14 protein-coding genes are annotated in these 12,030 nt (G+C 70.4%); 9 read left to right on the forward strand and 5 right to left on the reverse strand.

Going from position 1 to position 12,030, the window contains the following annotated elements:
* Positions 1 to 95 precede the first annotated feature (95 nt).
* Positions 96 to 782, forward strand: a complete 687-nt coding sequence (locus ACFWRO_RS24435; RefSeq protein ID WP_384513290.1) for a UbiX family flavin prenyltransferase — start codon at positions 96 to 98, stop codon at positions 780 to 782.
* 8 nt (positions 783 to 790) lie between these two features.
* On the opposite strand, the gene ACFWRO_RS24440 is transcribed toward ACFWRO_RS24435, so the two are convergent.
* Positions 791 to 919, reverse strand: a complete 129-nt coding sequence (locus ACFWRO_RS24440) for a hypothetical protein (RefSeq protein WP_384513294.1) — start codon at positions 917 to 919, stop codon at positions 791 to 793.
* Positions 920 to 1,045: 126 nt separating this feature from the next.
* Between ACFWRO_RS24440 and ACFWRO_RS24445 the strand changes: the two genes are divergently transcribed.
* The 7 genes from ACFWRO_RS24445 to ACFWRO_RS24475 all read left to right on the forward strand — a co-directional run bounded on the left by ACFWRO_RS24445 (position 1,046) and on the right by ACFWRO_RS24475 (position 8,035).
* Entirely contained in the window at positions 1,046 to 1,501 is a 456-nt protein-coding gene (locus ACFWRO_RS24445) for an Lrp/AsnC family transcriptional regulator (protein WP_376403111.1), read from the forward strand.
* Between the two features lie 48 nt (positions 1,502 to 1,549).
* Complete coding sequence (gene mqnE / locus ACFWRO_RS24450; protein ID WP_384513228.1) at positions 1,550 to 2,713, forward strand: aminofutalosine synthase MqnE; 1,164 nt, start codon at positions 1,550 to 1,552, stop codon at positions 2,711 to 2,713.
* 11 nt (positions 2,714 to 2,724) lie between these two features.
* The gene (locus ACFWRO_RS24455) at positions 2,725 to 3,249 is read left to right on the forward strand and encodes a GNAT family N-acetyltransferase (RefSeq protein WP_384513230.1); all 525 of its coding nucleotides are present in this window, start codon (positions 2,725 to 2,727) and stop codon (positions 3,247 to 3,249) included.
* 61 nt (positions 3,250 to 3,310) lie between these two features.
* A complete protein-coding gene (locus ACFWRO_RS24460) occupies positions 3,311 to 3,601 on the forward strand; it encodes a DUF4229 domain-containing protein (RefSeq protein ID WP_384513232.1) in 291 nt (96 codons plus the stop codon).
* 387 nt (positions 3,602 to 3,988) lie between these two features.
* Positions 3,989 to 5,320, forward strand: coding sequence for a dicarboxylate/amino acid:cation symporter (locus ACFWRO_RS24465; protein ID WP_384513233.1), 1,332 nt, complete (start codon positions 3,989 to 3,991; stop codon positions 5,318 to 5,320).
* Between the two features lie 129 nt (positions 5,321 to 5,449).
* Positions 5,450 to 6,127, forward strand: a complete 678-nt coding sequence (locus ACFWRO_RS24470; protein WP_384513234.1) for a TetR/AcrR family transcriptional regulator — start codon at positions 5,450 to 5,452, stop codon at positions 6,125 to 6,127.
* A gap of 36 nt (positions 6,128 to 6,163) precedes the next feature.
* Positions 6,164 to 8,035 carry an AMP-dependent synthetase/ligase gene (locus tag ACFWRO_RS24475; RefSeq protein ID WP_384513235.1) on the forward strand — a complete coding sequence of 624 codons (1,872 nt, stop codon included), beginning with the start codon at positions 6,164 to 6,166 and terminating at the stop codon, positions 8,033 to 8,035.
* On the opposite strand, the gene ACFWRO_RS24480 is transcribed toward ACFWRO_RS24475, so the two are convergent.
* The 4 genes from ACFWRO_RS24480 to ACFWRO_RS24495 all read right to left on the reverse strand — a co-directional run bounded on the left by ACFWRO_RS24480 (position 8,025) and on the right by ACFWRO_RS24495 (position 11,540).
* Positions 8,025 to 8,273 (reverse strand): SCO4226 family nickel-binding protein, encoded by a 249-nt coding sequence (locus ACFWRO_RS24480; protein ID WP_384513236.1) that lies wholly within the window; start codon positions 8,271 to 8,273, stop codon positions 8,025 to 8,027. The two genes, ACFWRO_RS24475 and ACFWRO_RS24480, sit on opposite strands and share 11 nt — an antisense overlap.
* Before the next feature lie 43 nt (positions 8,274 to 8,316).
* On the reverse strand, positions 8,317 to 8,970 hold the full coding sequence (locus ACFWRO_RS24485) for a pyridoxal 5'-phosphate synthase (RefSeq protein ID WP_384513238.1): 654 nt from the start codon (positions 8,968 to 8,970) through the stop codon (positions 8,317 to 8,319).
* Between the two features lie 9 nt (positions 8,971 to 8,979).
* The gene (locus ACFWRO_RS24490) at positions 8,980 to 10,242 is read right to left on the reverse strand and encodes an FAD-dependent monooxygenase (protein ID WP_384513240.1); all 1,263 of its coding nucleotides are present in this window, start codon (positions 10,240 to 10,242) and stop codon (positions 8,980 to 8,982) included.
* 122 nt (positions 10,243 to 10,364) lie between these two features.
* Positions 10,365 to 11,540, reverse strand: a complete 1,176-nt coding sequence (locus ACFWRO_RS24495; protein WP_384513241.1) for an acetyl-CoA acetyltransferase — start codon at positions 11,538 to 11,540, stop codon at positions 10,365 to 10,367.
* 42 nt (positions 11,541 to 11,582) lie between these two features.
* Here ACFWRO_RS24495 and ACFWRO_RS24500 point away from each other — a divergent pair, with 42 nt between their 5' ends.
* Positions 11,583 to 11,954 (forward strand): DUF1801 domain-containing protein, encoded by a 372-nt coding sequence (locus tag ACFWRO_RS24500; RefSeq protein ID WP_384513242.1) that lies wholly within the window; start codon positions 11,583 to 11,585, stop codon positions 11,952 to 11,954.
* Positions 11,955 to 12,030: the final 76 nt, after the last annotated feature.

Here is a 12,030-nt window from a genome sequence, read left to right on the forward strand (position 1 = left end):
CCCTGCGGTCCGAACCCTGTGTAGGGGAGAACGTACGGGACCCCGTGCGGAGTTCTCCTGCCGGGCGGCCGGATAGGCTCGGCGGCGTGGAGCGCGTGGAGCCGGTAGTAGAGGAACAGCAGCGTCGTCCCTGGGTGGTCGGGGTGTCAGGGGCGTCGGGGACGCCGTATGCCGCCGCCGTGCTGAGGGGGCTGCTCGCGGCGGGGGAGAGCGTCGACCTGGTCGTCTCGCGGGCGTCGCGGCTGACGCTGCTCGACGAGACCGGGATCGCCTTCCGGGACGCGCACTGGCGCGAGGACCTGGCGACCTGGCTGGCGCGGGGCGCCGACGGGAAGCCGGGGACGTTCGCGCCCCAAATCGACGACGTGCGGTACTGGGCGGCCGGTGACCTGGCCGCCGGGCCGAGCAGCGGCTCGTACCCGGTGAAGGGGATGCTGATCGTGCCCGCGTCCACCGCCTCGGTGGCGGGCGTGGCGCTGGGGCTTTCGAAGGACCTGCTGCAGCGGGCGGCGAGCGTGACGCTCAAGGAGCGGCGGCCGCTGGTGGTCGCGGTGCGGGAGACCCCGCTGAACGGGCAGACGCTGAAGCACCTGGTCGCGCTGGACGAGGCGGGCGCAGTGGTGCTGCCCGCCTCGCCGGCGTTCTACGCGGGGGCGACGCACATCCAGGATCTGGTGGACTTCGTCGCGGGGCGGGTGCTCGACGCGGCAGGGGTGCCGCACCGGCTGTACCGCCGTTGGGAGGGGGAGCTCGGTGGAGCGGCTGCCCCTCGGGGGGATTAGGGCCGTGATCAGCGCTTCTTCGCGGTGCGCTTCTTCTCGGCGCGCCGGGTGGCGCGGGACGGCTGGTGGGCACGCGAGCGGTCGGCCAGGTCCTGCAGCTCGCGCATACGGGCGTAGGCCATCTCGATCGTGTACACGGTGAACACCACTCCTGAAAGATCGTCTTTGTTCAATTGAAAGATTCACAGGGTGTCGACCCCTGTGTGCCTTAGATTCTATACCTAAACTCGCGGTATCGCTGGACAATGGAAGGCTTCATACCTATGGACGCCGTGGACAGGCAGCTCATCCAGGCTCTGCGCGAGAACGGCCGCGCTTCGTACGCCGAACTCGGCCGGCTCGTCGGGCTCTCCGGCCCCTCCGTCACCGACCGCATCAACCGTCTGGAGGTGGCCGGCGTCATCACCGGCTACCGCGCGACGGTCGACGCCGCCTCGCTCGGCCTCGGTGTCACCGCGCTCATCGGCATCTCCCTCTCCGACGCCGCCGACCACGAGGACGTGGCCCGCCGTCTGAAGGACCTCGCCGAGATCGAGGACTGCTGGTTCATCGCGGGCGACGACTCCTTCATGCTCAAGGTCCGCGTCGGCGACGTCGACGGCCTGGAGAAGACGATCCGCCGCCTCTCCGGCACCAAGGGCGTCTCCCGTACCCGTACGACGATCGTGCTCTCCACCAAGTGGGAGAACCGGGTCGGGGATCTGCCCGAGGAGGGCTGAGAGTACGGTGGGTGGAGCCTGAAATCGTCAGACATGGGAGGCGGCCGCATGGACGCGGGACTCAAGCGCGAGCTGGAGCAGAAGGTCCGTTCCGGAGAGCGGCTGAGCCGCGAGGACGGCATCGCTCTGTACGCGTCCGACGACCTGGCCTGGCTCGGCGGCCTGGCCCACGAGGTCCGGACCCGCAAGAACGGTGACGTCGTCCACTTCAACGTCAACCGCCACCTCAACATGACGAACGTGTGCACCGCGTCCTGCGCGTACTGCTCGTTCCAGCGCAAGCCGGGCGAGAAGGACGCGTACACGATGCGCATCGAGGAGGCCGTCCGCCTCGCCAAGGCGATGGAGAACGAGAACCTCACCGAGCTGCACATCGTCAACGGGCTCCACCCCAACCTGCCCTGGCGCTACTACCCGCGCTCGCTCTCCGAGCTGAAGAAGGCGCTCCCGAACGTCTCGCTGAAGGCGTTCACCGCCACCGAGATCCACCACTTCGAGACCATCTCGGGCATGTCGGCCTCCGACATCCTCGACGAGCTCATCGAGGCCGGCCTGGAGTCCCTCACCGGCGGCGGCGCGGAGATCTTCGACTGGGAGGTCCGCCAGCACATCGTGGACCACCGCACCCACTGGGAGGACTGGTCCCGGATCCACCGCCTCGCGCACGAGAAGGGGCTCAAGACCCCCTCGACCATGCTGTACGGGCACATCGAGGAGCCCCGGCACCGCGTCGACCACGTGCTGCGACTGCGTGAGCTCCAGGACGAGACCGGCGGCTTCCAGGTCTTCATCCCGCTGCGCTACCAGCACGACTTCGTGGACATGCAGGACGGCAAGGTCCGCAACAAGCTCCAGGCGCGCACGAAGATGGCGACCGGCGCGGAGGCCCTCAAGACCTTCGCCGTCTCCCGCCTCCTCTTCGACAACGTGCCGCACGTCAAGGTCTTCTGGGTCATGCACGGCGTCCAGACCGCCCAGCTCGCGCTCCAGCACGGCGCCGACGACATGGACGGCTCGGTCGTCGAGTACAAGATCACGCACGACGCCGACAACTACGGCACGCCGAACAAGCTGGGCCGCGAGGACCTGCTCGAACTGATCCGGGACGCCGGCTTCCGCCCGGTGGAGCGGAACACGCGGTACGAGATCATCCGCGAGTACCCGGGCCCGGAGGCGGACCGCCGCGAGTCGCCCCAGCCGATGCGGCTCTGAGGCACCGACCGATGTCCCTGAGGTTCGAACTCGACCCCTCGATCACCCCTGAGGTACGGGACGGCGTCCTGCGCCTGTGGGCGGACGTCTCCAACGCGGGCGGAGCCGTCGGCTTCGTCCCGCCGGTGACCGCGGACGAGGTCCGGCCCGAGCTGGTCAAGCACCTCGCCGCCATGGCCGAGGGCCGGATGCGGCTCGTCGTCGGGTACGGGGAGGACGGCACCGTCGCCGCCACCACCTTCGTCGCGTACAACACGCACCGGCTGATGAAGCACTGGGTCTGGCTCTACACGGTCATGGTCCACCCCTCCCACCAGGGCAAGGGGTACGGCCGCGACCTCATGGCCGCCGTCGAGGACGCGGTGCGGGGCTTCGACGGGATCGACGCGATCCGGCTCACCTGCCGGGGCGGCACGGGCGCCGACCGCTTCTACGCCTCCTGCGGCTACAAGGAGGTCGGGCGGGTGCCCGGCGCGATCCGGGTGGCCGAGGGCGACGACCGGGACGACATCATCATGCTGCTCCCGCTGAATTGATCCCCTTCGTCCCGTGCTTCACTGGACGGGCGAACTGACACAGACAGAGAAAGGGGCCGTCGTGGCCGCGAACGGGACGGGCGCTGCGACCCTCCGCTACACCCTCATGCGCCTCGGCATCTTCGCCGGGTGCTTCCTCGTGCTGGTCGGGCTCGTCCGCCTCGGCGTGCTGCCGCGCGGCCTCGGCGACTCCAACCTGCTCTGGGTGCTGATCCTCTCCATCGTGATCTCCGCGCCCCTCAGCTTCGTCCTGCTGCGGGGCCAGCGGGACGCGATGTCCGAGCAGATCGTGGCGAAGGTGGACCGGGCGAAGGACCGCCTGGCGGAGAACCGGTCGCGCGAGGACGCGTAAGACCTGGGTGCGAACCCGGGTAAGGCCCGGGTAAGTTTCATCACAGTACAAACACCGCACAGACACCCCGATCGGGAGCTTCGAAGGCTCCTGGCCGGGGTTTTCTGTGTTTCGGAGGTCCGGGAGGGTTCTGAGGGCCTCAAAGAATGGCTTTGAGGTTCTCAAAGTTCAAGTGTTAACGTACCTGCCATGAAGACAGCAGTGCGCCCCCTCGATGCCGTGAGCACCCCGCTCGTGGCGCGCCTGCATGTCGATCTGTGCCGCTGTATGTCCGCGGTCTGTTGCCGCGAGCTCTGACCCCGGCATCATGCAGCGGTACCGCCTGCACGCGTGTGTACCGCACCCCCGTCCCCGTATTTCCCCGATACGCATCGCTGGAGTGTGTCTGTGTCCGCGTCCGCGTCCACGCCCGAGACGAAGTCCCCGACTTCCTCCCGAATACCCAAGATCCCCTTCTGGGCCCAGATCGTCGCCGGTCTCGTGCTCGGCGTCCTGCTCGGCTGGCTCGCCCGTAGCCAGGACATCAGCTGGCTGAAGGACACCCTCGGCCAGGTCGGCGACATCTTCGTCCAGCTCCTGAAGCTGGCCGTCGCCCCGCTCGTCTTCTTCGCGATCCTGGTGTCGATCACCAACCTCCGGAAGGTCAACAACGCGGCCCGGCTTGCCGCGCAGACCCTCGTCTGGTTCATGATCACCTCGCTCATCGCGGTCGGCATCGGCCTCGCGATCGGCCTGCTCACCAACCCGGGCGCCGGTACCGGCCTCACCCCGCAGGACGGCAAGCTGCCGAAGCGCGAGGGCACCTGGATCGACTTCCTGACCGGGATCATCCCGACGGACGTCATCACCCCGTTCACCGAGCTGAACGTCCTCCAGATCGTCTTCATGGCCGCCGTCGCCGGCGTCGCCGCGCTCAAGCTCGGCGACCGCGCCAAGCCGATCCTGGCTCTCTCCGAGTCGGTCCTGGAGCTCCTCCAGAAGGCCCTGTGGTGGGTCATCCGCCTCGCCCCGATCGGCACCGTCGGCCTCATCGGCTTCGCCATCGCCGACTACGGCTGGGAGCTGATCGGCAAGTACGCGACCTTCACCGCCGACGTCTACATCGGCTCGGCCCTCGTGATGTTCGGCGTCTACCCGCTGCTGCTCGCGACGGTCGCCAAGGTCAACCCGATCCAGTTCTTCAAGGGCGCCTGGCCGGCCATCCAGCTGGCCTTCGTCTCCCGCTCCTCGGTCGGCACGATGCCGGTCACCCAGAAGGTCACCGAGCGCCTCGGCGTCCCGAAGGAGTACGCCTCCTTCGCCGTGCCGTTCGGCGCCACCACGAAGATGGACGGCTGCGCCGCGATCTACCCGGCGCTCGCCGCGATCTTCATCGCGCAGATCTTCGACGTCCAGCTGGGCATCCAGGACTACCTCCTGATCGCCTTCGTCTCGGTCGTCGGCTCGGCCGCCACGGCCGGCCTGACGGGCGCCACGGTCATGCTGACCCTGACCCTCTCCACCCTGGGCCTCCCCCTGGAGGGCGTCGGCCTGCTGATGGCCATCGACCCGATCCTGGACATGATGCGCACGGCCACGAACGTCGCCGGCCAGGCTCTGGTCCCGGTCGTCGTCGCCGCCCGCGAGAAGATCCTCGACCTCGACGCGTACAACTCCGCGTCGTCCTCCCCGGTCGACGAGCGCGAGAGCACCCGCGAGTCGGTGGCCGTCGCCGCCTGACCCTCACCCGCACGCCCGTGATGCCCATGTCCCCTCGGGGGCATGGGCATCACGCGTTCCCGCGGTCCGTGGCGGTGCACATAGGCTCTCCCCGGAGTCGGTGGGCAGGGCGGGAAGGCGGCGGTCGTTGTGGGTGGGGTGAAGGGGAAGCGGATGCCTCGGGAGGTGCGGGAGCGGCAGATGATGGATGCCGCCGTGCGGGCCTTCGGGCGGCTGGGGTATCAGGCCGCGTCGATGGACGAGATCGCCGAACTCGCCGGGGTCTCCAAGCCGTTGGTCTACTTGTACTTGAACTCCAAGGAAGAGCTTTTCACCGCCTGCATCCGGCGCGAGGCGCAGGCGCTGCTCGCCGCCGTGGTGGGTGGGGTCGATGCGGCGGAGCCGGCCGAGGAGCAGTTGTGGGCGGGGCTGCTGGCCTTCTTCACGCACACCGCCGAACACCCCGACGGGTGGGCGGTGCTGAGCCGGCAGGCGCGGACGCACGGGGAGCCGTTCGCCGGTGAGGCGGGGCGGATGCGGGACGAGATCGTCGCGTACGTGGGGACGCTGATCGGGGCCGCCGCCCAGGAGACCCACCGCGCGACGGACCGCGATCCGGAGCTGGCCGAGCGGGACGTCGCGGGGCTCGCCCAGGCGCTCGTCGGGGCCGCCGAGTCGCTGGCCTGCTGGGCCAACGAGACGCCGGGGATGACGGCCTGGGAGGCGGCGGCGACGCTGATGAACTTCGCGTGGGCCGGGCTCGGCAATCTGATGCGGAGTGAGCGGTGGTCCCCTCGGGGATTGTCCCCGATCCCTGATCTCTCCTAGATTTACCGGGAGTTACCGAAGGCCGAGGAGTCGCACGTGTCCGTCATCGAGCCTCAGCCTCGGATCACCCTCGTCGCCGGAGCGGTACGGGAGGCCTCCGTACCGGCGCTCGTCCCGCCGGTCCCGCACGGGTCGCTCGCCGATGTCCCCTTTGGCAACGCGGCTGTCGAGCCCGAAGCCGTCGTCTTCGGGCGCAAGCGCGCCGACGGCGGTTGGGGCGACGTCACCGCCTCCGCCTTCGCCGCCGAAGTCCACGCCGCCGCCAAGGGGTTGATCGCCGCGGGGCTGCAACCCGGCGACCGGCTCGCGCTGATGGCCCGTACCACCTACGAATGGACGCTGCTCGACTTCGCCGCCTGGGCCGCCGGCCTGGTCACCGTCCCCGTCTACCCCACCTCCTCCGCCTTCCAGACCCGCTGGATCCTCCAGGACTCCGGCGCCGTCGCCTGTGTCGTCGAGGACCCCGCGCAGGGCCGGCTCGTCTCCACCGAGCGCCGCGGGCTGCCCGGGCTCGCGCACCTCTGGGTCCTCGACGCCGGCGCCGTCGACCAGCTCAAGCGGGCCGGGGAGCGGGTTCCCGACGAGGCCGTGACCGCCCGGCGCGGGCTGCTCGGCCCCGAGACCCTCGCCACCCTCGTCTACACCTCGGGCACCACTGGCCGCCCCAAGGGCTGCGCCCTGACCCACGGCAACTTCTTCGCCGAGGTCGACAACGCCATCGCCTTCCTGCACCCGGTGTTCCGCGAGCTCAGCAAGGAGGCGCCCGCGACCCTGCTCTTCCTGCCCCTCGCGCATGTCTTCGGGCGGATGGTCGCGATCGGCTGCGTACGGGCCCGGGTGCGGCTCGGGCACGCGCCGTCCATCGAGAACGGCGACCTGCTCGCCGACCTGGCCGGGTTCCGGCCGACGTTCCTGCTGGCCATCCCGTACGTCCTGGAGAAGGTGTACAACTCCGCCCGGGCGACGGCGGAGCGGAGTGGCCGGGCCTCCTCCTTCGACCGCGCCGCGCGCGTCGCCCAGCGGTACGGCCACGAGGACGAGCCCTCGCTCGGGCTGCGGGCGGCCCGCGCGCTGTACGACCCGCTCGTCTACCGGCGGATCAGGGACGCCCTCGGCGGCCGCGTACGGCACGTGATCTGCGGCGGCTCCCCGCTGGGCACCCGCCTCTCCGAGTTCTACTCGGGCGCCGGGATCGACGTCTACGAGGGGTACGGCCTCACGGAGACCTGCGCGGCCTCCACCGTCACCCCGCCCCGGCGGCCCCGCACCGGGACGGTCGGCCGGCCCCTGCCAGGGACGGCGGTACGGATCGCGGACGACGGCGAGGTCTGGCTCAAGGGCGGCCACGTCTTCGCCGGCTACTGGGACGCCCAGCGCGGGGTGGCGCTGCCCTTCAACGACGAGGGCTGGTTCCCCACCGGCGACCTGGGCGCGCTCGACGAGGACGGCTATCTGCGGATCACCGGCCGGAAGAAGGACATCCTCATCACCTCGGCGGGCAAGAACGTCGCCCCCGCCCCGCTGGAGGACTGGCTCCGCGCCCACCCGCTGATCGGCCAGTGCCTGGTCCTCGGCGACAACCGCCCGTACATCACCGCGCTGCTCACCCTGGACCAGGAGGGGCTCGTCCACTGGCGGCGGATGCGGAGGAAGGACCACCTCCCGATCCGGCAGCTCGCCCGCGACGAGGAACTCCTCGGTGTGCTCCAGCGCGCCGTGGACGAGGCCAACCGGCTGGTCTCCCGGGCCGAGTCCATCCGCGCGTTCCGCGTCCTGACCACCGAGTGGTCCGAGGCGAGCGGCCACCTGACGCCCTCGCTGAAGCTGCGGCGCGCGGCGGTGCTGCGCGACTTCGCCGACGACGTCGAGGGCATGTACGGGGGCGAGGACGCGGCCGTCACACCATGAGGGTCACTTCGTGTATCTCGTCGGCGGCGTGGCCCGTACGGGCGTGAATGCGCTGGACGGCCTCGGCCGAGGGCCCGTGGGACAGGCAGTAGACGGTGCCGGACTCCGGGTCGGCCCAGGCCTTCTCGAAGTGGACGCCCTCGTCCTTCTCGATCAACTGGTCCGCCGCGTGCGCTTCCTTCAGCTCGTCGGCGGTGATCCCGACCATGTTCCGGTGGACATCCATGTACGTACCCATGGTTCTCCCACCTCCTCCTCTCATGGTGCGCCCCGGCCCCCGGTCACGGCCAGAGCAGCTCCCGCGCCCAGCCGGCGGCGTCCCTGCGGTACCGGAGCCGTACGTGCCGCCTGCGCTCGTCGCCCTGGAAGAACTCGACCTCGGCCGGTTCCAGGACGTACAGCGTCCAGCTCTCGGCGTGCGCCCCCGGCTCCGCCTCCGCCCGTTCCCAGGCCGCCCGGCTCACGCGTGCCAGCGTGTCCAGGTCGTCAAGGACCTCGCTCTGCCGCCCCACGAGCGCGGAGGCCAGGGCCCCGGTGGTGCGGGCGTGCAGATCGGCGTAGGCCTCGTCGCGCGGCGAGGTCGAGACCCGGCCCCTGACCCGGACCTGGCGGCCCTGGACCGGCCAGTAGAACCCGAGCGCGGCCTCGGGGCGGGCGGCGAGCTGGCGGCCCTTGGCACTGGTGGCGTGCGAGGCGAAGTGCCAGCCCCGCGCGTCGGCCCCGTGCAGCATCACGGTCCGCACATCGGGCCGCCCACCCTCGTCCACGGTCGCCAGCGACATGGTGTGCGGCTCCACCTGCCCCGCCTCGGCCGCGGCCACGAACCACTCGTGGAAGAGCGCCAGCGGCTCGACGGGCGCGGTCTCGGGCGCGAAGACCGGGAGGGTGGTGTCCCAGACCTTGAGGGAGCGGAGGGTGCGGTCGAAGTCGTTCATGCCGGAAGCCTAGGCCGCGTACTCCGTGGACTCGTCGTGCGCCTTGCTCTCCGCGTACTCCTTCAGCGGGACCGCGTTCGCCGCGTGCTGGATGTCGGTGCGGATCTTCCTCGCGATGAGGTTCTTCCAGGGGGTGCGGGGGAGGGTGCGGACCATGGTCATGCGGAGGGCGATCTTCCAGCGGGAGGAGACCGTCATCTCCTTCGCGAAGCGGGCCGCGAAGCGCTGGTTCAGTTCGACGCCCGGGCGCATCACGCGTTCGTACGCGGCGAAGGCCGTGCGGTGGTCGCCGTGGGCGGCCGCGAGTTCGCCCGCGAGGACGTAGGCGCCTATGAGGGCGAGGCCGGTGCCCTGGCCCGAGGCGGGGGAGGTGCAGTGGGCGGCGTCGCCGATGAGGGCGACGCGGCCGCTCGACCAGTGGTCCATTTCGACGAGGGCGATCGCGTCGAAGTAGAAGTCGTCGGCGTCGGCCGCGTCGGCGATCAGGCGCGGGATCTCCCAGTCGTCGCCCGCGAAGGCCTCCGCCAGCAGCCGCTTCTGCGCGGCCGTGTCCCGGCGGTCGTAGGAGAGTTCGTCGGGGGCGGAGAAGACGAAGAGGTTCTTTGCCGTGTGCGCCTGCTCGCCCGCCGTGCTGTAGACGGAGATCAGCTTCTTCGGGCGGGCGTGGTACGTCTCCCAGCGGGTGAGGCCCAGGTGGTTGGGGGCGGAGAAGATCGAGATGTACGCGCCCAGGTAGCGGGTGAAGCGCCGTTCGTCGCCGAAGGCGAGGCGCCGGGTGTTGGAGTGCATGCCGTCCGCGCCGACCACCAGGTCGAAGCGGCGGCGGGTGCCGCTCTCGAAGGTGACGTCCACGCCGTCGCCGTCGTCGTGGAGGGCCGCGATGGAGTCGCCGAAGACGTACTCGACGTCGTCGCGGGTCCGCTCGTACAGGATGCGGGCGAGGTCGCCGCGCATGATCTCGTCGTCCCCCTCGGTCCGCCCGCCGAAGATCTCCGCGGGCAGCTCGCCGATCGTGCGGCCCTGCGCGTCCACGTACGAACCGCCGTCCATGTCCGTGGAGTTGGTTCGCACTTCGTCCAGGATGCCCAGGCGGCGGCAGACCTCGATGGCGGTGCCTCGGATGTCGACCTTGTAGCCGCCGGTGCGGAGTTCGGGGGCGCGTTCGACGACGGTGGGGGTGAAGCCGTGGCGGTGGAGGAGGAGGGCGAGGGCGGGGCCGGCGATGGAGGCGCCGGAGATGAGGACCGTTCGGTTCGCGGGTGCGTGCGTCATGGCAGGACTCCTGGTCGCGTGATCGCGGTCGTGGGTGCGGAGTCGCGTCGACCCCGCAGCCATGACTATACGAGTGTCCTACACGCTTGTCTATGACGGATGTATAGATCCGTCACCGGTCGTTAGCCGCGGGCCAGTACCACCGTTCCCGACGAGCAGAACCAGCCCCCCGTCCCCGACGCCACCGCCAACTCCGGGAGGCTGCCGTCCGGGCGCCGGACCTGGAGGCCCGGGGCCTCGCCGCGTAGCTGGCGGACCGCCTCCACCAGCAGGAACAGGCCCCGCATCCCCGGGTGGCAGGCCGAGAGACCGCCGCCGTCCGTGTTCACCGGGAGGTGGTCCTTCGCCTCGACGAACGCGCCGCCCTCGCCCTTCGCGCAGAAGCCCAGGTCCTCAAGGGTCACCAGCGTCATGTACGTGAAGGCGTCGTAGACCTCCGCGAGGTCGATGTCCGCCGGAGTGACGCCCGCGCGCTCGAACGCGAGCCGGCCGCTGACCGCCGCCGGGGAGACCGTGAAGTCCTCCCACTCCGACATCGTCGTGTGCGAGACGTGCTCGCCCGTCCCGAGGACCCACACGGGCGCCTTCGCCGTGTCCGGTACGTACTCCTCGGCCGCGAGCAGCACCGCGCAGCCGCCGTCGCTGCGGATGCAGCAGTGCAGCTTGGTGAACGGGTCCGCGATCACCGGGCCGCCGAGCACCTCGTCGACCGTGATCGGCTCGCGGAACATCGCCTCCGGGTTGAGCGCCGCGTTCGCCCGCGCCTGGACGGCGACCTCGGCGAGCTGCTCCAGGGTCGTCCCGTACTCGTGCATATGGCGACGGGCGGCCATCGCGTACTTGGAGATCAGGGTGTGTCCGTAGGGGACCTCGAACTGCAGCGGGCCGCGCGCCCCGAAGGAGAGGTTCGAGGTGCGGCGGCGGGCCTTGATGTCGGCGCGGGCGGTCGAGCCGTAGACGAGCAGGACGGCGTTGGCGTGGCCCGCGGCGATGGCGTCGGCCGCGTGGGCGGCCATGACCTCCCAGGTGGCGCCGCCGACGGCGGTCGAGTCCACCCAGCGGGGCCGCAGCCCCAGGTACTCGGCGACCTCGACCGGGGCGAGGGTGCCGAGCCCCGCCGAGGCGAGGCCGTCGATCACCGAGCGGTCGAGGCCGCTGTCCGCGAGGGCGCGGCGGGCGGCCTGGGCGTGCAGAGTGTAGGGAGTGGCCTCGTCGACCCGGCCGCAGTCGGAGAGGGATATGCCGACGACGGCGACGCGTCGCCCGGCGCGGTCGCGGTTCCGTGAAGTGGTGGGCATGAATCTGACGGTACATCAGATACAGCGACAGGGAGTCTCTAGATGGTGCGAAGCATGGCCGAAGACGTCGACACCTACCTCACCGAGGTCTTGGACCCGGACCGCCTCACGGCGCTCGTCCGGCTGCGCGAGCTCTGCCGCACCGAACTCCACGGCTTCGAGGAGGCCATGGAGTGGGGGATGCCGACGTACCGGCGGCCGGGCGGGGAGCCGGAGATCGCCTTCGCCTCACAGAAGCAGTACATCTCCTTCTACTTGATGCGTCCGGACGTCCGGGAGGGCTTCGAGGAGCGGCTCGCCGACCAGGACATGGGCAAGGGGTGCCTGCGCTTCCGCCGCCCGGAGCGGGTGGACTTCACCCTCGTACGGGATCTGCTGCGGGCTACGGCGAAGGCGCCGGGGGAGGTCTGCTGAGTCCCCCTGTGGTTCCGCGTGCTCCAGACTCTGGGTTTCTGGGTCCGTCCGCCCTAACATGACGGGCCGTCAGATA

The sequence above is a fragment of the Streptomyces sp. NPDC058579 genome (assembly GCF_042718575.1).
In the GTDB taxonomy this organism is placed as follows: Bacteria; Actinomycetota; Actinomycetes; order Streptomycetales; family Streptomycetaceae; genus Streptomyces.